Source organism: Roseomonas sp. USHLN139 (assembly GCF_037145735.1).
In the GTDB taxonomy this organism is placed as follows: domain Bacteria; phylum Pseudomonadota; class Alphaproteobacteria; order Acetobacterales; family Acetobacteraceae; genus Pseudoroseomonas.
Window position 1 is genome coordinate 131,974 of record NZ_JBBCWY010000001.1, and the last position, 21,190, is coordinate 153,163.

The 21,190-nt window shown below is 72.9% G+C and carries 22 protein-coding genes; 6 read left to right on the plus strand and 16 right to left on the minus strand.

The window, feature by feature from the left end:
* Positions 1 to 2 precede the first annotated feature (2 nt).
* The 10 genes from WFI16_RS00620 to ddpX form a co-directional block, all read right to left on the minus strand.
* Positions 3 to 1,661 carry a squalene/phytoene synthase family protein gene (locus tag WFI16_RS00620; protein ID WP_419895853.1) on the minus strand — a complete coding sequence of 553 codons (1,659 nt, stop codon included), beginning with the start codon at positions 1,659 to 1,661 and terminating at the stop codon, positions 3 to 5.
* Complete coding sequence (locus tag WFI16_RS00625) at positions 1,658 to 2,782, minus strand: glycosyltransferase family 2 protein (protein WP_419895854.1); 1,125 nt, start codon at positions 2,780 to 2,782, stop codon at positions 1,658 to 1,660. Before WFI16_RS00625 ends, WFI16_RS00620 begins: the two co-directional genes overlap by 4 nt.
* On the minus strand, positions 2,779 to 3,528 hold the full coding sequence (locus WFI16_RS00630; protein WP_419895855.1) for a lysophospholipid acyltransferase family protein: 750 nt from the start codon (positions 3,526 to 3,528) through the stop codon (positions 2,779 to 2,781). Before WFI16_RS00630 ends, WFI16_RS00625 begins: the two co-directional genes overlap by 4 nt.
* A 77-nt stretch (positions 3,529 to 3,605) precedes the next feature.
* Positions 3,606 to 5,120, minus strand: a complete 1,515-nt coding sequence (locus tag WFI16_RS00635) for a phytoene desaturase family protein (protein WP_419895856.1) — start codon at positions 5,118 to 5,120, stop codon at positions 3,606 to 3,608.
* Positions 5,117 to 6,679, minus strand: a complete 1,563-nt coding sequence (locus WFI16_RS00640; RefSeq protein WP_419895857.1) for a phytoene desaturase family protein — start codon at positions 6,677 to 6,679, stop codon at positions 5,117 to 5,119. The genes WFI16_RS00635 and WFI16_RS00640 overlap by 4 nt, the downstream gene beginning before the upstream one ends.
* A gap of 142 nt (positions 6,680 to 6,821) precedes the next feature.
* Positions 6,822 to 7,838 carry a UDP-glucose 4-epimerase GalE gene (galE, locus tag WFI16_RS00645; RefSeq protein WP_419895858.1) on the minus strand — a complete coding sequence of 339 codons (1,017 nt, stop codon included), beginning with the start codon at positions 7,836 to 7,838 and terminating at the stop codon, positions 6,822 to 6,824.
* Between the two features lie 219 nt (positions 7,839 to 8,057).
* On the minus strand, positions 8,058 to 8,864 hold the full coding sequence (locus WFI16_RS00650; protein WP_419895859.1) for an exodeoxyribonuclease III: 807 nt from the start codon (positions 8,862 to 8,864) through the stop codon (positions 8,058 to 8,060).
* A 265-nt stretch (positions 8,865 to 9,129) separates the two neighbouring features.
* On the minus strand, positions 9,130 to 9,924 hold the full coding sequence (locus WFI16_RS00655; protein ID WP_419895860.1) for a gamma-glutamyl-gamma-aminobutyrate hydrolase family protein: 795 nt from the start codon (positions 9,922 to 9,924) through the stop codon (positions 9,130 to 9,132).
* Positions 9,925 to 10,013: 89 nt separating this feature from the next.
* The gene (locus tag WFI16_RS00660) at positions 10,014 to 10,649 is read right to left on the minus strand and encodes a LolA family protein (RefSeq protein ID WP_419895861.1); all 636 of its coding nucleotides are present in this window, start codon (positions 10,647 to 10,649) and stop codon (positions 10,014 to 10,016) included.
* 74 nt (positions 10,650 to 10,723) lie between these two features.
* Positions 10,724 to 11,272: a D-alanyl-D-alanine dipeptidase gene (gene ddpX, locus WFI16_RS00665; protein WP_419895862.1), complete on the minus strand. Its 549-nt coding sequence runs from the start codon at positions 11,270 to 11,272 to the stop codon at positions 10,724 to 10,726.
* Between the two features lie 84 nt (positions 11,273 to 11,356).
* Here ddpX and tsaB point away from each other — a divergent pair, with 84 nt between their 5' ends.
* Together tsaB and rimI are read left to right on the plus strand one after the other, a co-directional pair.
* Positions 11,357 to 12,031, plus strand: coding sequence for a tRNA (adenosine(37)-N6)-threonylcarbamoyltransferase complex dimerization subunit type 1 TsaB (gene tsaB / locus WFI16_RS00670; protein WP_419895863.1), 675 nt, complete (start codon positions 11,357 to 11,359; stop codon positions 12,029 to 12,031).
* A gap of 5 nt (positions 12,032 to 12,036) precedes the next feature.
* On the plus strand, positions 12,037 to 12,468 hold the full coding sequence (gene rimI, locus WFI16_RS00675; RefSeq protein WP_419895864.1) for a ribosomal protein S18-alanine N-acetyltransferase: 432 nt from the start codon (positions 12,037 to 12,039) through the stop codon (positions 12,466 to 12,468).
* A 63-nt stretch (positions 12,469 to 12,531) separates the two neighbouring features.
* Here rimI and WFI16_RS00680 read toward each other — a convergent pair whose 3' ends face one another.
* On the minus strand, positions 12,532 to 12,882 hold the full coding sequence (locus tag WFI16_RS00680) for a sulfurtransferase TusA family protein (RefSeq protein WP_442970617.1): 351 nt from the start codon (positions 12,880 to 12,882) through the stop codon (positions 12,532 to 12,534).
* A 39-nt stretch (positions 12,883 to 12,921) separates the two neighbouring features.
* Between WFI16_RS00680 and WFI16_RS00685 the strand changes: the two genes are divergently transcribed.
* The 4 genes from WFI16_RS00685 to WFI16_RS00700 all read left to right on the plus strand — a co-directional run bounded on the left by WFI16_RS00685 (position 12,922) and on the right by WFI16_RS00700 (position 16,018).
* Positions 12,922 to 13,371, plus strand: coding sequence for a MucR family transcriptional regulator (locus WFI16_RS00685; RefSeq protein ID WP_419895865.1), 450 nt, complete (start codon positions 12,922 to 12,924; stop codon positions 13,369 to 13,371).
* Positions 13,372 to 13,673: 302 nt separating this feature from the next.
* Entirely contained in the window at positions 13,674 to 14,183 is a 510-nt protein-coding gene (locus WFI16_RS00690; protein WP_419895866.1) for a Fur family transcriptional regulator, read from the plus strand.
* Positions 14,180 to 14,980: a GNAT family N-acetyltransferase gene (locus WFI16_RS00695; protein WP_419895867.1), complete on the plus strand. Its 801-nt coding sequence runs from the start codon at positions 14,180 to 14,182 to the stop codon at positions 14,978 to 14,980. Before WFI16_RS00690 ends, WFI16_RS00695 begins: the two co-directional genes overlap by 4 nt.
* Before the next feature lie 105 nt (positions 14,981 to 15,085).
* Entirely contained in the window at positions 15,086 to 16,018 is a 933-nt protein-coding gene (locus tag WFI16_RS00700; RefSeq protein WP_419895868.1) for a lysophospholipid acyltransferase family protein, read from the plus strand.
* A 107-nt stretch (positions 16,019 to 16,125) separates the two neighbouring features.
* Here WFI16_RS00700 and WFI16_RS00705 read toward each other — a convergent pair whose 3' ends face one another.
* The 5 genes from WFI16_RS00705 to WFI16_RS00725 all read right to left on the minus strand — a co-directional run bounded on the left by WFI16_RS00705 (position 16,126) and on the right by WFI16_RS00725 (position 21,153).
* The gene (locus WFI16_RS00705; protein WP_160000381.1) at positions 16,126 to 16,575 is read right to left on the minus strand and encodes a helix-turn-helix domain-containing protein; all 450 of its coding nucleotides are present in this window, start codon (positions 16,573 to 16,575) and stop codon (positions 16,126 to 16,128) included.
* 156 nt (positions 16,576 to 16,731) lie between these two features.
* The gene (gene lnt, locus WFI16_RS00710) at positions 16,732 to 18,237 is read right to left on the minus strand and encodes an apolipoprotein N-acyltransferase (RefSeq protein WP_419895869.1); all 1,506 of its coding nucleotides are present in this window, start codon (positions 18,235 to 18,237) and stop codon (positions 16,732 to 16,734) included.
* A gap of 374 nt (positions 18,238 to 18,611) precedes the next feature.
* The gene (locus WFI16_RS00715) at positions 18,612 to 19,511 is read right to left on the minus strand and encodes a hemolysin family protein (RefSeq protein ID WP_419895870.1); all 900 of its coding nucleotides are present in this window, start codon (positions 19,509 to 19,511) and stop codon (positions 18,612 to 18,614) included.
* On the minus strand, positions 19,508 to 20,011 hold the full coding sequence (gene ybeY, locus WFI16_RS00720) for an rRNA maturation RNase YbeY (RefSeq protein WP_442970618.1): 504 nt from the start codon (positions 20,009 to 20,011) through the stop codon (positions 19,508 to 19,510). The genes WFI16_RS00715 and ybeY overlap by 4 nt, the downstream gene beginning before the upstream one ends.
* Before the next feature lie 35 nt (positions 20,012 to 20,046).
* Complete coding sequence (locus WFI16_RS00725; protein ID WP_419897128.1) at positions 20,047 to 21,153, minus strand: PhoH family protein; 1,107 nt, start codon at positions 21,151 to 21,153, stop codon at positions 20,047 to 20,049.
* Positions 21,154 to 21,190 lie beyond the last annotated feature (37 nt).

Consider the following 21,190-nt stretch of genomic DNA (forward strand, 5'->3'; position numbering starts at 1 on the left):
CTTCACCGGCCCCAACCGCGCAGCAGCACGGCCAGCCGCGCGCCGGTGCCGAGCCGCTGTCGCGGCCGCGGCGGGGCGAAGCCGCGCGCCCGCATCTGCGCCAGCAGCCGGCGATAGCCGTCCAGCATCAGCAGCGCCGGGCGCAGCGCGGCGCGGCGGTGGCGCGGCAGCAGCGCCTCGGCCTCGGCGAAGGCGGCCTCCGCCGTGTCCGCCAGGCGCGCCGCCACCCCGGCCAGCCGGTCGTCGGCGGCGAGCCGGAGCGCCGGCGCCTCGGCCAGGCCGGCCGCGCGCAGCGCGTCCTGCGGCAGGTAGAGCCGGTCGCGCGCCGCATCCTCGTCGATGTCGCGCAGCACATTGACCAGCTGCAGCGCGCGGCCGAGGGCGATGCCGAAGGGCTCGGCCTCGGCGGCGCCGAAGATGCGCACCGCCAGCGCGCCGACGCTGCCCGCCACCTGCCGGCAATAGGCGTCGAGCGCGGCCGCATCGGCGATGCGGCGGCTCGGCCCGGCATCCGCCTCCATGCCGTCGAGCATGGCGTGGCACTCGGCCAGCGGCAGGGTGAAGGCGATGCGCGCCCAGGCCAGCTCGCGCGAGACCGGGCAGTCGGGCAGTTCCAGCTTGCGCCGCCACTGCGCCAGCAAAGCGCGCTTCTCGGCCTCCGGCATGGCGCCGTCGGCGATGTCGTCGACCGCGCGGCAGAAGGCATAGACCGCGAAGAGGGCGCGCCGCGCCTCGCCGCGCGCCGCCGCCATGCCGCCGCCGAAGGAGGAGCGGGCGCGCAGCACCCGCTGGCGCACCAGCCGCGCATCGCCGGCGCCGCGGCGCGGGGCGGCGACGATGGCGCGCGCCACATCGGCGCGCGTCAGCGCGATGCGGGCGGCCAGCGGGTCGCCGTCGCGCAGCCGCGCCAGCAGGCGGCGCGCCAGATGCAGGGTGACCGCCGCCTCCAGCGCCAGGCGGCGGGTGTTGATGCGGCGCGGCAGCTGGGCGGCGCGGTCGAGCAGCGCCTCCACCCGGTCGAGCGCCGAGGCCAGCACCGGGGCGCGGGCGGCCGGATCGGCGAAGAAGCGCGCCTCGCCGCCGGCGAGCGCCAGCCAGTCCTGCGGCAGGTAGACGCGGTCGAGCAGCCGCCGGTCGTCGCCCAGGTCCTGGAGGTGGTTGAGGATCTGCAGCGCCATGCAGAGCGCGTCGCTGCCTTCCAGCGCGCCGGCATCGACCTCGCCATGCAGCCGCAGCAGCAGCCGGCCGACCGGCACGGCGGAGCGGGCGCAGTAATCCTCGAGCGCGGCCCAGTCCGGATAGCGGCTCTGCGCCGCGTCCTGGCGGAAGGCGGTCAGCATGACGCGCGCCTCGGCCAGGCCGTCGCCGCTGCGCTGCAGCGCGCGGGCGATCGCCAGGCCGCTGGCGGGGTCCTCCAGCGCCGCCGCCAGCCGGTCGAGCCGCGCCAGCTTCTGCGCCGGCGACAGGCCGGGATGGTCGGCGATGTCATCCGCCGCGCGGACCACATGGTAGAAGGCCAGCACCCGGCCGCGCAGCGCCGGCGCCAGCAGCCGCGAGGCGACGGGAAAGTTCTCCGTGGTCGGGCTGCGGCTGGGCGGCCCGGCCAGGATCCCGTCTTCCGGGAGCTCGTGCTCCGGCAGCGGCAGCGGCGGCGCGCTCACGCAGCGCCCCCCGCGCCATAGTGGCGGCCCTTCCAGCCGGGCGGGCGGCCGAGCAGGGCGCGCCACTGGATGGCCAGCGCGGTGGCGACGGTCAGCGGATGCAGCGGTACGCTCCACCAGGGCTCGCGGGCATGCCAGGTGATGGCGGCGCGGGTGGCGAAGGACAGCAGCAGGGCGAGCAGCGCCAGCGCGCCGCCGCCGCCCGCCAGCGCCAGCCAGGGCAGCAGGTGGCCGCCCGCCAGCAGCGCGGTCCAGACCGGCAGGGCGCGCGGCGTCGCCATGCCCTCGCGCGCGTTGCGGGCGAAGCCGGCCCAGGCGCCGGGCAGGTCGTGATACATGCGGCAGCCGGCCAGGCGGCTGCCATCGACCACCTCGGTGCGGTGGCCGGCGGCGCGCAGCCGGCGGGCCAGGGCCAGGGCCTCGTGCAGGATGCCCGGCGCCGCGGCATGGCCGCCGGCGGCGCGATAGGCGGTGGCCTCGACCAGCAGCAGCTGGCCGCAGGCGGCGGCCAGGCTGGCATCGCGGCGGCCGGCGAAGCCCTCGGCGCGGCCGCCGCCGGGCAGGTAGCCCAGCATCAGCAGGTTGATGGCCGGCACCGTCAGCGCCTCGCCCAGGCTGCCCAGGCGCTGCCGCGGCACGCCGGTGACCAGCGCCAGGCCGTGATCCTCGGCATGGGCGGCCATCGCCGCGGCGGCCTGCGGGGCCAGCCGCACATCGGCGTCGATGAACAGCAGATGCGTGCCGCGGGCGGCCTCGGCCAGGCGGGCGCAGGCATGCACCTTGCCGGTCCAGCCGGGCGGCAGCGGCGGCGCGGCGAGCAGCCGCACCCGCTCGTCCCGGGCGGCGGCGGCGCGGACCAGGCCAGCGGTGCCGTCGGTGCTGCCGTCATCCATCACCAGCAGCTCGATGGCGACGCCCTCGCTGGCCAGGGCGGCGGCCAGGCAGGAAGGCAGGTTGGCCTCCTCGTCGCGCGCCGGGACCAGGATGGAGACCAGCACCGGGCCCGGGGGCGTGCCGTGCGGGCGCGGCTGGCGCAGGATGTTGCGCGCCGCCAGCACCGCCGGCAGCGCGGCCAGCAGGCAGGACAGCGCCGCCAGGCCGGTCACGGGCAGCATCGTCATTGGCCGAGTTCCGGATCCATGCCGGCGGCGGAGGCCGCGTCGCGCCGCCGGTGGAAGAAGCCGCCCATGCCGTTCCGCTCTCGCTCCAACAGGAAGAAGCGCGCGGGGTCGCGCGCCATGGCGTCGCCGGCCAGCCGGTCCAGCGTGGCGCCGAGCGCCCCCGCCAGCGCGGCGCGGCGTGCCGGTCGAGGCATGGCGCGCAACGCCGTTCCTGGCAAGGGCGGGCCGAAGGCGGCGAGCATCTCGGGCCGCCGGGCGCTCCAGAAGGGGTATTCCATGGCGAGCGGCAGGAACTGCGCCTCGGGGATGCGCTCGGCCAGGCGGACCAGGCCGGCGGCGACCGGCTGCGGCCGCAGCCGAGGATCGGCGAAGCGGCCCGGCGCGTTCATCCACAGCATGTCGCGCGCCAGGATGCGCGAAGCGGTGTCGAGGAAGGCCCCGGCCGGGGCGCGCGGGTCGACCGGGAAGGCGCCCAGCCGGCGGAACAGCGAATAGTGTCCGAGGGCCGCCGCCTGCATCGGCACGAAGCCGCGCCGCTCCGGGAAGAGCCGGCGCGCCAGCAGCATGAAGAAGATCCCGTCCCACCAGCTCGCATGGCTGGCGAAGACGATGATCGGCCCGGTGGTGACCGCCGGCGTGCCCCAGCGGGCGAGGCGCAGCGCCCGCATCCGCCGCTGCGCCGTCAGGGCGAAGGCGGCGGCGGCCAGGCGCAGCAGCGTCGGCGAATGCAGGGCGAGCGGATCCACGGCACCCAGGCTAGAGGACAAGCGCACAGGGATGTATCCCCCCTGTCTCGCGCTGCGTCATCGCCGGGCCGTGTGCGTCAGGCCGCCCCGCGGGTGCCGAGGTCATGATGCAGCGCGTCGGCCGCGATCCAGCCCGACATCAGCACCATCGGCATGCCCGGGCCCGGATGCGCGGCACCCCCCGCCAGATAGAGGCCGGGGATGCGCTTGACCCGGTTGCTCGGCTTGAAGGCGCCGGCGAAGCGGCCATGGCTGGCGATGCCGTAGATGGCGCCGTCCAGCGTCGCGTAGCGGTCGCGGATGTCGGGCGGCGTCAGGTGGCGCTCGACGACGATGTGCTTCTCGATGTCCTCGAGGCCGGCGGTGCGGGCCAGCTTGTCGAGGATGACGCGGCGGTAGCCCGGCAGCATCTGCTGCCAGTCCTGGCCGGGGCGGATATAGGGGGTGTGCACCAGGACGTAGAGCGCCTCGCCACCCTGCGGCGCGACCGTGGGGTCGGTGACCGAGGGCGCCGCCAGATAGGCGCTGGGATCGGGGGCGGGGACACCCTGGCGGTAGATGGCGTCGAACTCGGCTTCCGGATCGGCCGAGAAGACGAAGCTGTGATGCGCCAGCTGCGGATAGCGCCGGTCGAGGCCGAGATAGAGCACCACGCCCGAGCAGGCCGGCTCGTGCTTCGGCGCGCGGATGGCGCCCTGCGGCAGCAGCTCGACCATGGTGCGGATGGCATCCGCGTTGGAGACCACGGCATCGCAGGCGATCCGCTCGGCGCCGGCCTTCACCGCGACGACGCGGCCGCCCTCCAGCTCGATGCCGGTGGCGGCGCAGCCGGGGCGCAGCTCGACGCCGAGCTCGCCGGCCAGGCTCTCCAGGGCGGTGGCGACGCCGCGGGTACCGCCCTGCGGGTACCAGATGCCCTCGGAGACCTGCATGTCGCCGATGCCGGCCAGCACCGCCGGCGCCAGATAGGGCGAGGAGCCGACATACTGGCAGAAATGGTCGAGCATCTGCGCCAGCTGCGGGTCCGGCACCTCCTTGCGCACCACGCCGGCCATGCTCTGGCCCATGCGCAGCGCCTTCAGGTCGCTGAGCGCGCGGCCGCTGAACTGGGCGCGCCAGTCCATGGTGTCGACCACGCCGCCCACCGGCTTCCAGAAGAAGAAGCGCTCGGAGATCTCGTGCAGCTGGCGGGCGATCGCCTGGAAGCGGCGGTAGCCCTCGCCGCTGCCCGCCGCGAAGGCCTCCATGCTGGCGGCCATGGCGCCGATGTCTTCCTGCAGGTCGATGCGGCGGCCATCGGCGAAGAAGCAGCGCCATTGCGGGTCGAGCCGGGTCATCGGCAGCGCCTGCTCCAGCGGCCGCCCGGCCTCGGCGAAGATCTTCTTCAGCACCCGCGGCATGGTCAGGATGGTCGGGCCCATGTCGAAGCGGAAGCTGCCATTGCCGCCCGGCACCGGCAGCTCCAGCACCGCGGCCTTGCCGCCGAGCCACTCGTTCTTCTCCAGCAGCGTCACGCGGTGGCCGCGCGCGGCGGCGGTGACGGCGGCGGCGAGCCCGCCCAGGCCGGCGCCGATGACGACCAGCCGGCTCATGCCGCGAGCCCCCCGCCGGGGAGGTGGGGCATGGCCTGGCCGGGCAGGCCGAGGTCGCGCGCCAGCAGCGCGGCGCTGATCCGCGCCCCCTCGTAGATCACCGGCAGGCCACTGCCCGGATGGGTGCCGCCGCCGACCAGGTAGAGGTGCTGGGTGTCGCCGAAGCGGTTGCCCGGGCGCCGGTGCAGGATCTGCCCCAGGTCGTGCGCCAGGTTGAAGGTCGCGCCATAGCCCACCGCAAAATCCTCCTGCCAGTCCAGCGGCGTCACCATCCGCTCATGCCGGATGCGCGCCTCGATATCGGGAATGCCCAGCGCCACCAGCCGGTCCAGCATGGCGGCGCGCAGCCGCGGCCGCTCGGCCGTCCAGTCGGTGTCGCCGTCGCGCAGATTGCCCACCGGCATCAGCACGTAGAGCGAGGAATGCCCCTCCGGCGCCATGGAGGGGTCGGTGGCCACCGGGTTGTGCACATAGAGCGAGGGCTCGTCCGGGATCTCGCCCCGGCCGATCTGTTCCAGGCCCTGGCGGTACTGCTCGGCCAGCAGGATGGTGTGGTGCGGCAACTGCGGAAAACGTCCCTCGACGCCAAGATAGAGCATGACGGTCGAGCAGGAATAGCGCGCGGTTTCCAGCTTGCGGTCGTTCCAGCGCGGGCGCAGCGCCTCCGGCACCAGCTTCGGCAGGGCATGCGCCAGGTCGGCATTCATCACCACCGCATCGGCCTCGATCTTCTCGCCGTCGACGATGACGCCATTGGCGCGGCGGCCCTGGAAGGTGATGCGGTCCACCGCCTGGCCGAGATGGATCGCGACGCCCTTCTGCTGCGCGACCCGCGCCATGGCGCCGGCCACCGCGTTGCAGCCGCCCTCGGGATGGAAGACGCCGTGCTCGTATTCCAGGAAGGAGAGGATGCTGAACAGGCCGGGGCAGCGGAACGGGCTCATGCCCAGATACTTGCTCTGGAAGGAGAACAGCAGCCGGGTGCGCGGGTCGCGGAAATGCCGCTTCAGCTCGTCATCCAGCGACAGATGCGGCCGCAGATGCGGCAGCGCCCGCAGCACCGGCGGCGCCAGCAGGTCGGCCGCCGAGCTGAAGCCGCGCTCCAGCACGGGGCGGAAGATCTCCAGCTTGCGGCGGTTCTCGGCCAGGAAGCGCGGCAGGGCGGCGGCATCGACCGGGTCGATGGCGGTCAGCGCCTCGGCCATGCGCAGCGGGTCCGGGGTGGCGTCGATCACCGGCCCGGCGCCGCCGCCGAAGACCAGCCGGTATTGCGGGTCGAGCCGGGTCAGCCGGACATGGTCGGCCAGCCGCTCGCCGCATTCGGCGAAGATCTCCTCCAGGATGCGCGGATAAAGGAAGAAGGTGGGACCGAGGTCGAAGCGGTAGCCTTCCGGCGTCTCCAGCCGGCGGCTGCGGCCGCCGACCACGCCGTCCTTCTCGTAGAGCGAGACGCGGGCGCCGCGTGCCGCCAGCAGCATGGCGGCCGCCAGGCCGCCCGGGCCGGCGCCGATGACGATCACATGGGGAGCGGAAGCGGGAGCGGGACGGGATGGCGCCATCGTTGGGAGATGACCCCGACGGCGGCTTCGCCAAGCCCCGCCGGCCCGGCTTTATTTTTGCGGCCGCCGGCAACTTCTGTCCGCCCCGCCGATCCGACCTGCTGATCCGCCCCGCCGGGCAGGACCGGTCGGCCGCGCCGGCTCAGGCGGCCTGGGCGGGCGGGGCGCGGTCGCCATAGCCGCGCGGATGCGCGACGCGCCACTGGAAGGCGGTGCGGACAATGTCGTCCAGCGCGTCGAAGCGCGGCGCCCAGCCGGTCTCCTGCCGCAGCAGGGCATTGCTCGCCACCAGCACCGCCGGGTCGCCGGCGCGGCGCGGGCCGATGCGGTGCGGCACGGGGCGGCCGGCGACGCGCTCCACCGCCTCGATCACCTGGCGCACCGAATAGCCGCTGCCATTGCCCACATTGTAGCGCCGGCTCGGCCCGCCGGCGACCAGCCGGTCCATCACCCGCAGATGCGCATCCGCCAGGTCGGTGACATGGACATAGTCGCGCAGGCAGGTGCCGTCGGCGGTCGGGTAGTCGGTGCCGAAGACGGTCAGCTCCGGCCCGAGGCCCAGCGCCGCGTTGATCGCCAGCGGGATCAGGTGGCTCTCGGGGTCATGGTCCTCGCCCAGCCGGCCCTTGGGATCGGCGCCAGCGGCGTTGAAGTAGCGCAGCGCGGTGGAGCGCAGCCCGTGCACCCGGTCGGCCCAGTCCAGGCCGCGCTCGGCCATCAGCTTGCTCTCGCCATAGGCCGAGGCGGGCAGCAGCGTCGCCGTCTCGTCGATCGGCAGCGTCTCGGGGAAGCCGAACAGCGCCGCGGTGGAGGAGAGCACGAAGCGCAGGCAGCCGGCCTTCACCGCCGCATCCGCCAGGCCCAGCGTGTTGGTCAGGTTCTCCGAGAGGTAGCGCAGCGGGTCGCGCATGCTCTCGCCGACCAGGGAGAGGGCGGCGAAATGCAGCACCCCGTCGAACTTCCAGCCGGCGAAGACCTCCGCCAGCTGCCGGCGGTCGGCCAGGTCCATCTCGACCAGCGGCACGCCGGCGGGCACGGCGGCGCGATGCCCCTGGCGCAGGTCGTCAATGACGACGACCTCGTCGCCGCGCTCGACGAGCGCCAGCACCACATGGCTGCCCACATAGCCAGCCCCGCCCGTCACCAGAAAACGCGCCATCAAACTTCCTCAGGGGAGTGTTTCTCGCAGTCTGCCGGGCCGCGCCGCCGGCCGCATCCCCCGATTTCGGGAGGCCCGGCCGGGCCCCGGCTGCGGCAGGGGAAAAATTGCATCCCCTTCCGGCGGCAGGGCTTTGGCGGCAAAGGCCACCCGAATCAAGAATTTATCGCAGCGTAAGCGCGAGGTGAGCGCACCCCTGTCATGCTCACGCACCTATGATCAGAGCGCCAGCTCCAGCAGCACCGGAACATGGTCGCTGGCCTGGGTCCAGCCGCGCGCCGCCTTGTGGATATGGTGCCGGGCCAGGTTGCCGGCCAGGTCCTGGCTGCACCAGACATGGTCGAGGCGCCGGCCGCGATCGGCCGCCAGCCAGTCCTTCGCCCGGTAGGACCACCAGGTGTAGAGCTTCTCCGGCGGCGGCACGAAATGGCGGATGGCGTCGTGCCATTCGCCGGCGGCGGCCCAGGCGTTCAGCGCCGCCACCTCGACCGGGGTGTGCGAGACCACCTTCAGCAGCTGCTTGTGGCTCCAGACATCGTCCTCGAGCGGCGCGATGTTCAGGTCGCCCACCAGCACGGCGCGCTTCGCCGGCCCGCGCGCCGCGTTCCAGGCGGTGACCTCGGCGAGGAAATCCAGCTTGTGGGCGAATTTCGGGTTCAGGTCGCGGTCGGGGATGTCGCCGCCGGCGGGGACATAGAAATCATGCAGCTCCAGCCCGCCGGGCACGTCGAGGTCGACGCCGAGATGCCGGCAGTCGCCCCGCTCGCACCAGTTGGGGTCGGCGACCCGCTCGGCGAAGGGCAGCTTCGAGAGGATGGCGGTGCCGTTGTAGCCCTTCATCCCGCGCACCGCCCGGTGGGCATAGCCGAGCGCCGCGATGGCCTCGTGCGGGAAAAGCTCGTCCGGGCATTTCGTCTCCTGCAGGCAGATGACGTCGGGGGCGAGCTCGCGCGCCACCTCGGCCAGCAGCGGCAGGCGCAGGCGGACGGAGTTGATGTTCCAGGTCAGCAGGCGAAGGTTGGGCATGCGCCAGCATTAGAGAGACAGCGCGGCGCTTGCCAGGGGCTCTGGCGGGGGCGGCCGCCGGTTTGCGCCCCGCGCAAACGAACGGCGCCCGGTCTGGGGGAGACCGGGCGCCTCGGGGGGGATGACATTCCTGGGGGGAATGGTCGGGTGAGCCGGGGGGGTACCGGACCACCGCCGCCTAATGTGGCAGCTCCACGGCGGATTATAAGCGATATCCGCCGCAACTCAAAAACGTTTGAACGGTGCAGATCGGCGCAAGCTGTGTCTATTCGGCCGCAAGCGCGGGCGTGGCGGCCCTGGCGCGGGCATGCGCCGTCGCGGCGGCCCCGAAGGCTTCGAAAAGCCGGCGAGAAAGCGCGTCCCCGGCCCAGTCGTATTCCGGATGCCACTGCACGCCGACGGCGAAGCCCTGCGAGTCGCGGACATGGGCGGCCTCGATGGTGCCATCCGGCGCCCAGCCTTCCGGCACCAGCCGCGGCGCCGCGTCGCGCACCGCCTGGTTGTGCAGCGAGTTCACCGGCACCGCATCGGGGTCGAAGTCGAGGCCGGACCATAGCCGGGCCAGCGCCCCGTCCTGGGCGATGCGCACCGCATGCGCCTTGCCGGTCCGCACCCGGGGCAGCGCCTGGTCGACCGGGGTCGAATGGTCCAGGCGGCCCGGCAGGTCCTGCACCCGCTGGTCCAGCGTCCCGCCCAGCGCCACGTTCAGCTCCTGGAAGCCGCGGCAGATCGCCAGCAGCGGCAGGCCGCGCGCCAGCGCGCCGCGGATCAGCGGCAGGGTGGTGGAATCGCGCTCGCAATCCTCGGGCGTGCCCTCCAGATGCGGCGGCCCGGCATAGAGGTCGGGATGCACGTTGGAGCGGCTGCCGGTCAGCATCAGCCCGTCGAGGCGCGGCAGCATTTCCGCCGCCACGCTGTCGCCGGCGGCCGGCAGCAGCACCGGCATGCCGCCGATCGGCCCCAGCACGACCTTGATGTAATGGTCGGAGACGGCGTGGTTGGGCATGGCGAAGGCCCCGAAGGCCTTCATGCAGCAGGGGATGCCGATGAGCGGACGCATGGCTGAAAGGTCGCGCCGCCGTGCGGCGCAATCAAGGCCTTATTCCCGCATGCCTCGCGGCCCAGCCCAGACGCTGGTGCCGGGCTGGCTCAGCGCCGCTGCTCCTCGCGCTCGAAGAAGGTCGGGTCGTTGAAGGTGAACATGCCGCGCGGCAGCGGCATGCCACGCTCCATGGCGTTCAGCGTGACGCGGGTCTCGCGCTGCTGGCTGTCCACCACGATCCATTGCCGCAGCTCCATCGGCTCCTCGGCGAAGACCAGGGTGATGCGGCCCTCGGCGGGGGCGTCGCGGCGGCGGGCGGTGATGCTGGCCAGGCCGTTGCGGCGGTCGACATTCATCACCTCGATGTCGCCCGCGAAGCGGATCTGCGCGCGCAGCAGGAAGCCCAGCGGGGTCGAGCCGACCGGGACGATCGAAGGCTGCCGCAGCTCGCGGTCGTAGTAGAGAAACTGGCCGTCGGAGGCGACCAGCAGCAGCTGCTCCGGCGGGTCGTAGTCGAAGCGCATCCGCCCGGGGCGGGAGATATAGGCATTGCCCTCGGCCGTGCCGCCATTGTGCGCGATCTGCAGGAAGCGGGCGCGCAGCGTGGTGATGCCGTTCAGATAGGCCTCGGCGCGGGCCACCACGGCCTGGCTGGCGGCGGCGGTTCCCTGCGCCAGAGCGGGCCGTGCGAGCGGGACCAGCGGCAGGAGGGGCAGGGCGGCAAGGAGCGAGCGGCGGAGCATGGCGGCCTATCTGGCAGTGCGTGTCGCCCGGTTCAACGCCCGGGCCCAGGCTGGGTTGGTGGCGGTATCGTTTGTCACATAGGGCCGCCGGCCACGGCGGAGGCGCTCAGCGGCGGGAAGCGCCGCGCCTGCGGCAGCTGGTAGTGCCACCATTCCAGCTTGTAGTGGTCGAAGCCGGCCGCCGTCATCAGCCCGAGCAGCAGGGCACGGTGGCGCTGGTCGGCGACCGGCACCCCGGCATGGCCATGCGCGCTTTCCGGCTGCACCGCGTCGAAGCCGGTGCCCATCGGCAACGCCTCCCCCGTCGCGGCGTCGAGCAGCGTCAGGTCGACCGCCGCACCCCGCGGATGCACGCCGCCCAGCCTGGGGTCGGCGACGAAGCGCTTGTCGGTCACCGCGTGCCACAGCGCCCATTGCGCCTCCAGCGGCCGGAAGGCGTCGAAGATCTTGATCTGTAGCCCCAGCCGGGCGGCCTGGTCGCGCGCGGCGAACAGGCAATCGCGCGCCTCGGGCAGCAGCAGGGCGACCGGGCGGCTGTAGATCGGCGCGCCGGTCAGGTTGTCCGGCGTGGCGTAGCGGAGGTCGAGGACAAAGCCATCGGCCGCGGTGACGGGGAGCAGCATGGCCGGCATCCTGCCACCGCCGGCCGCGCCGCGATACGCCCGCGCCTGTTTCACGCCACCGCTTTCTGCCCTATGCAGCGGGCCATGCGGATCCTGGCATTGGACGGCGCGCTGGCGCGCGCCTCGGCGGCGGTTTGGGCGGAGGGGCGCGTGCTGGCGGCGCGCGCGGCCGAGGGCGCGCGCGGCCAGGCCGTGGCGCTGCCGCCGATGGTGGCCGCGGTGCTGGCCGAGGCGGGGGTGGCGGCGGCCAGCCTCGACGCGGTGGCCGCCGTGGTCGGCCCGGGCGGCTTCACCGGCATCCGCGCGGCCCTGGCCCTGGCGCAGGGCGTGGCGCTGGCCGCCGGCCGCCCGGCGATCGGCGTCAGCACCGGCGAGGCCCTGGCCGCGTCGCTGCCGGAGGAGCTCCGCGCCGCCCATGCCGTCTGGTCGGCCACCGACACCAGGCGCGGGCGGATCCTGCTCGAGCGATTCGCGCCGGGTTCGCTGACCCCGCTCGGCCCGCCCGAACCCTTCCCGCTCGACGCCCTGCCGGTGCCGGAGGGGGTGGTGGCCCTGGTCGGCGACGCCGCGCCGCTGCTGGCCGCGCAACTCGGCGACCGCGCCCTGCTGACCGGGGCCCTGCTGCCCGATGCCGCCGCCGTGGCCGCCGTCGCCGCGCTGCGGCTGCAGGGAAAACTGCCGCCGCGCGCCTGCCTGCCGCTCTATGTCGAGCCGCCGGCGGTGACGCCGCCCGCCGCGCGCCAGGCCGGCCAGGGCTGAGCCCCGTGCTGCGGCAGATCGGGCCGGAGGCGGCCGAGCTGCTGGCCGCGCTGCACGGCGCCAGCTTCCCGCCGCAGGATGCCTGGGGGCCGGACGCGCTGCGGCTGATGCTGGAGATGCGCGGCGCCTTCGGCCTGCTGGCGGCCGAGGCCGGCTTCATCCTGGCCCGCGTCGCCGCCGACGAGGCCGAGATCCTGACGCTGGCGGTGCATCCCGCGGCGCGCCGCCAAGGGCTGGCCATGGCCCTGCTGGAGACCACCGCCCTGGCCGCCGCGGCGCGCGGCGCGGCGGCGCTGTTCCTCGAGGTCTCGGCCGGCAATGCGGCGGCGCAGGCGCTCTATGCCGCGGCCGGCTTCGCCGAGGTCGGGCGTCGCCGCCGCTACTACCCCGATGGCAGCGACGCGCTGGTGCTGAAGCTGGACCTGGCCGCCGCCTGAGGCGGCCCCCCGAGACGACCCCCGGGAGACCACTTCAAAGGCGGCCCGTGTCCGGTCCGGCCGTCAGGCGCCGCCCTTGCGCAGCCGCAGGCGCAGCACGCCGCCTTCCGCCTCCTGCTGGTCGATCACCGCATGTCCCTGTTCCGTTGCGGTGCGCGGGATATTGGCGCGCGGCTCGTCACCCTTGAGAAGCACCAGCAGAATTTCGCCGGGCTGCATGCGGTCCAACGCCAGCCGGGTGCGGACGAAGGTCATCGGGCAAGTCTCGCCGGTTATATCGACCGAACGGTCGAAGACATTTTCTTGGAGCCCTGTATTGGCGGTCATCACTTGGTCTTTCACCACTTCGGTTGCGTTTGCCGTTGCAGGACAGCGCCGATCAGCGATAGGGTTCGGCAAGTCATGGCGGCGCATCGGTGGCCGCTCGACCGGCCGTTTCCATAAGGATTAAAAATGTCCGAAGAACAGGGTGGGCGTGAACTACTGGGCCTGACCGCGCAGATTGTCGCAGCCCATGTATCCAACAACTCGGTGCCGCTGACGGATGTGTCGTCCCTGATCGAGCAGGTGCACCGCACGCTGTCCGGCCTCGGCGCCGCCCCGGTGGCCGTTGCCGCCCCGGCGGAGCGGCCGCAGCCGGCGGTGCCGGTGAAGAAGTCGGTCACCGACGAATATCTGGTGTGCCTCGAGGACGGCAAGAAGCTGAAGATGCTGAAGCGCCACCTGAAGACCGCCTATGACATGACGCCGGAGCAGTACCGGGAACGCTGGGGCCTGCCGCAGGACTACCCGATGGTGGCGCCGAACTACGCCAAGCACCGCTCCTCGCTGGCGAAGAAGATCGGCCTGGGCACCAAGCCGCGTGGCGGCCGGCCGCGCCGGGGAGCCGCCGTGGCCGCCTGAGGCCAGGGAGAGGCAGGAAGCGCGGGCAGGGGGCATGGGCAGGGGGCATGGGCAGGGGGGCTGAGCCGGGAAAGCCCGCCCTCTCCGGCACCCGGCTGCCGGGCCGGGCCGCCCTGACGCGGCCCTTGCCTTGCCGCGCGGTTGATGGCAAGCGGCATCCCGTCTGGCGCAGAATGTGGCCTATGCTGCATATGGCGCGCCGGGCCGTCGTGTCATAAAGGCTGCCGGGGCTGCCCCGCCGGCAGTCGTCGCGGCCGAGGATTCCCGCGCGGCCGCGCATTGGAGAGCAACCGACCCCGCCCATGGACACGCGCACCGACACGCACCAACCCGCCGAGGCCAAGCCGGATCCGATGCGGATCGAGCGTCTGTGCATCGAGCGCGGGCTGAAGATGACCGGGCAGCGCCGTCTGATCGCGCGCGTGCTCTCCGAGGCGGTCGACCATCCGGATGTGGAGGAGCTCTACCGCCGGGCGCTGGCTCTCGATTCCCGCGTCTCCATCGCCACGGTCTATCGCACCGTCCGGCTGCTGGAGGAGAAGGGCATCCTGGAGCGGCACGATTTCGGCGGCGGCCGCGCCCGCTACGAGGCCACCGATCATGGCCACCACTACCACCTGATCGACATCGAGACCGGCAAGGTCATCGAATTCTCCGACAGCCAGCACGAGGCGCTGGCCGAGGCGATCGCCGCCCGGCTCGGCTTCCGCTTGGTCGGCCACCGGCTGGAGCTGTTCGGCCGCCGCGCCGCGCCCGAGGCCGCCACCCCGCCGCGCCGCGCGCCGAAGCGCCGCAGCGGAGAGGGTGCATGAGAGAGGCCGGCTTCGGCGAGCTGCGCAGCGGCAATCTCGGGGTCCGCGTCGCCACGACGCCCGGGGAGGTCGATGCGGCGCAGGCGCTGCGCTACCGCATCTTCTACGGCGAGATGGGCGCGCATCCCGATCCCGCGACCGCCGCCGCCGAGCGTGACCGCGACGCCTTCGACGCCGTCGCCGACCACCTGCTGGTGGTCGACCACAATCTGGGCGACGGGCCGGAAGGCGTGGTCGCCACCTACCGGCTGATCCGCGAATCCGCCGCGGCGCGGGCCGGCGGCTTTTATTCGGCCTCGGAATACGACATCCGGCCGCTGCTGGCCCAGGGCAAGGTGCTGGAGCTGGGCCGCTCCTGCGTCGATGCGCAATACCGCAACCGGGCGGCGATGCAGCTGCTCTGGTCGGGCATCGCCGCCTATGTCTCGGTGCATGGCATCGACCTGATGTTCGGCTGCGCCAGCCTGCCGGGCACCGACCTGGACGCGCTGGCGCTGCAGCTCTCCTACCTGCACAGCTTCCACCTGGCGCCCGAGGCGATGCGGCCGCGCGCCCTGCCGGAACGCTTCGTGGCGATGGACCGCATGGACCCGGCGGCGATTGACCAGCGCCAGGCCCTGGCCGAGCTGGCGCCGCTGGTGAAGGGCTATCTGCGCCTCGGCGGCTTCGTCGGCGACGGCGCGGTGGTCGACACCCAGTTCAACACCACCGATGTCTGCATCGTGGTGAAGACCGACCTGGTGACCCAGAAATACTCCCGCCACTACGAGCGGCACCGCAGCGGCGGCCACGAGTGACGCGGCGGCGGCGGCGCGCCGCCGCCGTCGCGCTGCCGCGGATGTCATGACGCCGAAACGGTAGCGTCATTGTGGTGCCGCGGTGGCTAAGCTATCGCCGTCAGCATGCAGGCCACAGCCCGAACCTCCCTGGATGCCGCCCAGCCCGCCGCGCCGCCGCAGCGCCGCCGGGCCAGCGTGCCCCGCCTCCGCCCCTCGCCGGGCAGCTTCGGCGAGATCCTGGGGGACAATCCGCGCCCGCTGGCCGGACGGCTGCGCGCGGTGCGGCGGCTGGCCTCGGTGCTGCTCTGGACGCTGCTCTGCATCCCCGTCCAGACGCTGCTGCTGGCGCTGCCCGGCGAGGGCAAGCGCCGCTTCGCCCGGCTTTACCACGCGGTGCTCTGCCGGCTGATCGGGCTGCGGGTGCAGGTGGTCGGCCAGCGCAGCACGGCCCGGCCGGTGATGTACCTGGCCAACCATTCCTCCTGGCTCGACGTGCTGGTGCTCGGCGGCACGCTGGACGCGGTCTTCGTCGCCAAGGCCGAGGTCGGCACCTGGCCGCTGGTGCGCACCGTGGCCCGTCTCGGCCGCACCGTCTTCGTCAGCCGCTCCCGCGGGCGGACCGGCAGCGAGGCGGATGCGATGCGCGAACGGCTGCGCGCCGGCGACAGCATGATCCTGTTCCCGGAAGGCACCAGCAACGACGGCACGCGGGTGCTGCCGTTCCGCTCCTCCTTCCTGGCGGTGGCCGATGCGGCGGCCGAGGTGCAGCCGGTCTCGGTGGTCTATGACCGGCTGGGCGGCCTGCCGGCCTGCCGGCGCGACCGGCCGCTCTTCGCCTGGTATGGCGACATGGATATCGGCAGCCATTTCTGGCGGCTGGCGCGCCGTCCGGGCGGCCGCGTCACCGTGCTGCTGCACGAGCCGGTCGACCCGCGCGACTTCGCCAACCGCAAGACGCTGACCGCCGCGGTCGAGCGCACCGTGGCCGAGGGCGCCGCCGAGCTGCGGCAGAACCGCATCGCCCTGCCGCGCCGGGCGCTGGCCGTGCAGAACTGAAGCCGGGGCAGAACTGAGCCGGGCCGAGCTCCGGACAGGAAAAAGGCCGGGGAAGACCCGGCCTTTGTCGTTTCGGGGCGCCGGCAGCGCCGGCAACCGGAAGACGGTCAATCCGTCGGCGCCAGGCTCTTGATCAGGTCGAAGACCCGCTTGCGCACGGCGGGCTCGGTGATGCGGTAATAGGCGCGCACCAGCTCCAGCGTCTCGCGCTTGTGCAGCGTGTCGTCCTCAAAGCCTTCCTGCTGCTCGGCGAAGCCGCCCATGCGGGCGCGCAGCGCGGTCTGGCCGCCCATCGCATCCGGCATGTCGTCGAAGAAGAAGCCGATCGGCACGTCGAGCACGCGGGCCAGGTCGAACAGCCGGCTGGCGCCGATGCGGTTCACGCCGCGCTCGTATTTCTGCACCTGCTGGAAGGTCAGGCCGAGCGCCTCGCCCAGCTTCTCCTGGCTCATGCCCAGCAGCGTGCGGCGCAGGCGCACCCGGCTGCCGACATGCACATCGATGGGGCTTGGCCGATGCTCGCGCTCGGTCTTCTCCATCACGTCATCGCTGGGCATGGTCCAACCTCCGCCACCGACCGCAGAATTCCGCCGCCCCAGCAGAGGCCTGGCTTGCGTCTCTTGCGAGGGCCGCCGTGCCGCAACCCCCCGCCTTGCATAGGCGCAATGTCCCTAAACCCGGTAGTAGGAAGTTGTCAACTCTTTCGAGAATTCTCAATTATTCGACGAAGCGACCGCCTTCTGTCGCCTCAGCGTGGAGAAGCTTCCCGCCGCTGCAACCGCCAGGGCCAGAAGGCCCAGCAGGATCGCCCCCCAATTGCCGAAGCGGGCGAAGATCGTCGCGGGGAGCGAGCCGGGCAGCGAAAGCTTGAGCGTGGCCATATCGCCCAGTCTGATGTGCCCTGCCAAGCTGCCTCTTGCATCGAACAGCGCGGAAACGCCGGTCTGCGCGGCGCGGGCCAGTGGCAGGCCTTCCTCCACCGCGCGCAGCCGGGCGGCGGCCAGATGCTGGAAGGGACCGGCCGAGAAGCCGAACCAGGCATCGTTGGTGATGTTGACCAGCCAGGCCGGCCGCTCCGCCGGGCTGACCGCCGCCGGGAAGATCACCTCGTAGCAGATCAGCGGGCTGAAGGGCGGGATGCCGCCGCCCGGGGCCAGGGCCACCGGCCCGGGCCCGGCGGCGAATTCGCCCGCCCCCTCGACGATGCGAATCGGGATCAGCCCGCGCAGCGGCATGTACTCGCCGAAGGGCACCAGATGCGCCTTGTCATAGACCGCGCGCAGCTGCCCCTGGGCGTCCACCGCCGAGAGGCTGTTGTAGAGATGGTCGACCTTGCCCTCCGGCGTCCAGTCGACCCGCACCGAGCCGCCCAGCAGCATGCCCCGGGCGGGCAGCACCTGCGCCACATAGCCGCGCGCCGCCTCGTCCTGCGGCAGCAGGAAGGGGCTGGCGGTCTCCGGCCAGATCACCGCCAGCGGCCGCTCGGCGGGGCCGCGCTGGCCGACGCCCTGCCGCGTCAGCTCCAGGTAGCGGCGGAAGATCGGCCAGCGCTGGTCCTCGCGCCACTTGGCCTCCTGCTGGACATTGCCCTGCACCAGCATGACGTCGACGCCGGGGCCCTCCGGCAGCGGCTGCGCCAGGCGGGCGAAGCCGAGCCCGCCGAGCAGCGCCAGCCCGGCCGCGCCCGCCGCCATCGCCCGCCGCCCCAGATAGGGCGTGCCGGCGACCAGCAGCGTGACGAGGGACAGCCCATAGACGCCGACATAGGCGGCGCCCTGCAGCGGCAGCGCGTCGAAGGCCCAGACGGTGCCCAGGGCGTTCCAGGGGAAGCCGGTCAGGATCAGCCCGCGCGCCCATTCCAGCAGCGTCCAGGCGCCCGCGAGCGCCAGCCAGCGCGGCCAGCCCGGCGCCGCCCGCCAGGCGATGATGGCGGCCAGCGCGGCATAGACCGCCAGCGGCAGCGCCAGCCCCGGCACCGCGATCGGCACCAGCCAGCCCCAGCGCCAGGGATCGGTCAGCAGCGCATGGCTGATCCAGTAGAGACCCGCGACATGATGGCCCCAGCCGAAGGCGAAGCCGATCCACCCGGCCCGCTTCCAGCTGGCCGCGCCCCCCAGCAGCGCCAGCAGGCCGGGCACCGCCACCAGCAGCGCCGGCACGGCATACAGGGGCGGCAAGGCCAGCGCCGCGATCACCCCGAGGCCGAAGGCAGCCAGCAAGGCGGAACGGCCCGTGAGGGCGGAAAGCTTGGAAAGCAAAGCGGTGGCCAGCCTTTTCCGGGAGGACGCCGAGTATCCTCCCAAGAGAAGGCAGGGGCAAATTGCAGTCAGCAACAAGGGTAGGCCAGGGGAATGAATTCCCCTGGACCCCATCTTTTTTTGATGAACGGCCGTCACGGGACCTGCGCCTGGCCTCGGGCGACACCCAGGCAGCGCGGCGGGACGCAGATTTCATAAAACTGTTGCAACCGCGAAGGTCGCGCAGCCACGGGGCCGTTTCGCCTGCTGTCGCCACGTGGATGCGGCAGCCACCGCAGAAAGAAGAAGGGGGTCCAGGGGGAATTCATTCCCCCTGGCCTGAACCCTGTCTTCTTTTACTCGGCCGCGGCCTTCGCCGCGGTCACCCCGGGACGCCGCACCCGCAGCCGGCGGATGCGCCGCGGATCGGCCTCGAGCACGCGGAACTCCAGGCCCGAGGCGTGCGAGACCAGCTCGCCCTTGGCCGGCACGCGGCCGGCCAGGGTGAAGACCAGGCCGCCCACGGTGTCGATGTCCTGCTCGCGCTCGTCCTCGGTCAGCACGGCGCCGAGCTTCTCCTCGAAGAGCTCGATCGGCGTGCGGGCGTCGAGGTCGATCAGCCCGTCGGTCCGCTCGACCAGCTGGGGGGCGGCGACCTCGTCATGCTCGTCCGAGATGTCGCCGGTGATGGTCTCCACCAGGTCCTCGATGGTCACCAGCCCGTCGATGCCGCCATATTCGTCGACGACGAGGGCCAGGTGCATCCGCGCCTGGCGCATCTGCAGCAGCAGGTCGAGCACCGGCACCGAGGGCACCACGAAGAGCGGCTTGCGCAGCACCGCCGCCATGCTGAAGGGCGCCTCGCGGCCGACGCTGGCGAAGACGTCCTTGATGTGGACCATGCCCACGATCTCGTCGAGCTGGCCGCGATAGATCGGAAAGCGGCTGTGGCCCTCGCGCTGGATCAGGCGGATCGCCTGGTCGAGGGTGAGGTCCTCCGGCATGGCGACGATATCGGCGCGCGGCACCATGACGTCGCTGGCGGTCTTGCCGCGCAGCTTCAGCACATTGGTCAGCAGCGCGCGTTCCTGGGCGTCGAGCTCCGGCCGCGGCGGGCCGACATGCTCGTGGTGCTCATGGTGCTCGCGGCCCTCGACCAGGGCCTCGACCTGGTCGCGCACGCTCTCGGCGGATTTGCGGCGCAGCAGGCCCTGCAGCCGCCAGAGGATGCCGTCGCGGATCTGGGTCTCGCTCACAGCACGCCCCGCCACGGGTTGGGCAGGGCCAGGCGGCGCATGATCCGCGCCTCGGCGCGCTCCATGCGGCGGGCCTCGCCGGCCTGGACATGGTCGTGGCCGCCGAGATGCAGCGTGCCATGCGCCACCAGATGCGCCAGATGCGCGGCGACGCGGCGCTGCGCCCCGCGCGCTTCCCGCCGCACCACGCCGAGGGCGAGGGCGATGTCGCCGAGATGGCCGAAGCCCTCGCCGGGGAAGGACAGCACGTTGGTGGGCTTGACCTTGCCGCGATGCTCGCCGTTCAGGCGTTTCACCGCCCGGTCGTCGGTCAGCAGGATGGTCATGGCGCCCTGGGGCGCGCCGGGTGGCGCGGTGTCCAGGCTGAAGCCGTCGCTGGCCATCTCGGCCCAGGCGGCGGCGGCGGCGCGGCGCGCCAGGTCTTCGGCGCGCGGCACTGCCGCCCGCCAGGCCGGGTCGTCGATGACGACGACGATCTCCGGCGTGGGTTGCCCGTCCACGTCACCGTGGGCGGGCGTACGACTTCCCGGTTCCATCACTCTCCTTCCTGCCGCGGGGGACCGTTCCCATCGCGGCGCCGTCCGCCCATGCCCGCCTGGAAGCGCGGGGAGGACTGGCCGGCCGATTCGTCGGCGCGGTTATACGCGGCGACGATCCGCGCCACCAGCGGATGCCGCACCACATCCTGTTCAGCGAAGCGGGACACGGCGATGCCCGGCACCCCGTCGAGGATGGAAAGCGCCTCCACCAGGCCGGATTTCTGCCCCGGCGGCAGGTCGACCTGGGTCGGATCGCCGGTGACCACCATGTGCGAGCCCTCGCCCATGCGGGTCAGGAACATCTTGATCTGGGCCGGGGTGGTGTTCTGCGCCTCGTCCAGGATGGCGTAGCAGTGGGCGAGGGTGCGGCCGCGCATGAAGGCCAGCGGCGCGATCTCGATCTCGCCGGAGACGATGCGGCGCTGCACCTGGTCGGCCGGCATCATGTCGTGCAGCGCGTCGTAGAGCGGGCGGAGATAGGGATCGACCTTCTCCTTCATGTCGCCGGGCAGGAAGCCCAGCCGCTCGCCGGCCTCGACCGCCGGGCGCGACAGCACGATGCGGTCGACCCGGCCGGCCAGCAGCAGGGCGACGCCCTGCGCCACGGCGAGGTAGGTCTTGCCGGTGCCGGCCGGGCCGATGCCGAAGACCATGTCGTGCCGCGCCAGCTGGTCCATATAGGCGGCCTGGGCGTGGCTGCGCGGGGCGATGGCGCCCTTGCGGGTGCGGATCGCCGGCAGGTCGGCCAGCGGCAGGCGCGGCTCCCGCCCTTCGCCGCCCGCCCGCGCCGCCGGCACCGGGGGGGAGGGCCCATCGGCCAGGCGCAGCGCCGCATCGACTTCGGACATGCCGATCACCTCTCCTCGTTCCACCTGCCGCCACAGGCGCCGCAGCGCCACCTCCGCCACCTCGGCCGCGCTGCCCGATCCGGTGATCGCCAGGCGGTTGCCGCGGCTGGACAGCCGCACCTCCAGCACCTGCTCGATCCGCGCCAGGTGCCGGTCATGCTCGCCATAGAGGATCGGCAGCAGGGCATTGTCGTCGAATTGCAGGGTCACCGTCCGGGCGGCCGAGACGGTGTCGGCGATGACCGGACGGGCCATGCCGCGGGGTTCGGCGCGGAGCGCGTCGGTGGCGGGG

Bases quoted from the DNA above. Each gene is read 5' to 3' on its own strand.
- WFI16_RS00625 (WP_419895854.1), bottom strand. From the start codon at position 2,782: ATGACGATGCTGCCCGTGACCGGCCTGGCGGCGCTGTCCTGCCTGCTG.
- WFI16_RS00635 (WP_419895856.1), bottom strand. From the start codon at position 5,120: ATGAGCCGGCTGGTCGTCATCGGCGCCGGCCTGGGCGGGCTCGCCGCC.
- WFI16_RS00640 (WP_419895857.1), bottom strand. From the start codon at position 6,679: ATGGCGCCATCCCGTCCCGCTCCCGCTTCCGCTCCCCATGTGATCGTC.
- galE (WP_419895858.1), bottom strand. From the start codon at position 7,838: ATGGCGCGTTTTCTGGTGACGGGCGGGGCTGGCTATGTGGGCAGCCAT.
- WFI16_RS00650 (WP_419895859.1), bottom strand. From the start codon at position 8,864: ATGCCCAACCTTCGCCTGCTGACCTGGAACATCAACTCCGTCCGCCTG.
- WFI16_RS00655 (WP_419895860.1), bottom strand. From the start codon at position 9,924: ATGCGTCCGCTCATCGGCATCCCCTGCTGCATGAAGGCCTTCGGGGCC.
- WFI16_RS00660 (WP_419895861.1), bottom strand. From the start codon at position 10,649: ATGCTCCGCCGCTCGCTCCTTGCCGCCCTGCCCCTCCTGCCGCTGGTC.
- ddpX (WP_419895862.1), bottom strand. From the start codon at position 11,272: ATGCTGCTCCCCGTCACCGCGGCCGATGGCTTTGTCCTCGACCTCCGC.
- tsaB (WP_419895863.1), top strand. From the start codon at position 11,357: ATGCGGATCCTGGCATTGGACGGCGCGCTGGCGCGCGCCTCGGCGGCG.
- WFI16_RS00680 (WP_442970617.1), bottom strand. From the start codon at position 12,882: ATGCGCCGCCATGACTTGCCGAACCCTATCGCTGATCGGCGCTGTCCT.
- WFI16_RS00685 (WP_419895865.1), top strand. From the start codon at position 12,922: ATGTCCGAAGAACAGGGTGGGCGTGAACTACTGGGCCTGACCGCGCAG.
- WFI16_RS00690 (WP_419895866.1), top strand. From the start codon at position 13,674: ATGGACACGCGCACCGACACGCACCAACCCGCCGAGGCCAAGCCGGAT.
- WFI16_RS00695 (WP_419895867.1), top strand. From the start codon at position 14,180: ATGAGAGAGGCCGGCTTCGGCGAGCTGCGCAGCGGCAATCTCGGGGTC.
- WFI16_RS00700 (WP_419895868.1), top strand. From the start codon at position 15,086: ATGCAGGCCACAGCCCGAACCTCCCTGGATGCCGCCCAGCCCGCCGCG.
- WFI16_RS00705 (WP_160000381.1), bottom strand. From the start codon at position 16,575: ATGCCCAGCGATGACGTGATGGAGAAGACCGAGCGCGAGCATCGGCCA.
- WFI16_RS00725 (WP_419897128.1), bottom strand. From the start codon at position 21,153: ATGGCCCGTCCGGTCATCGCCGACACCGTCTCGGCCGCCCGGACGGTG.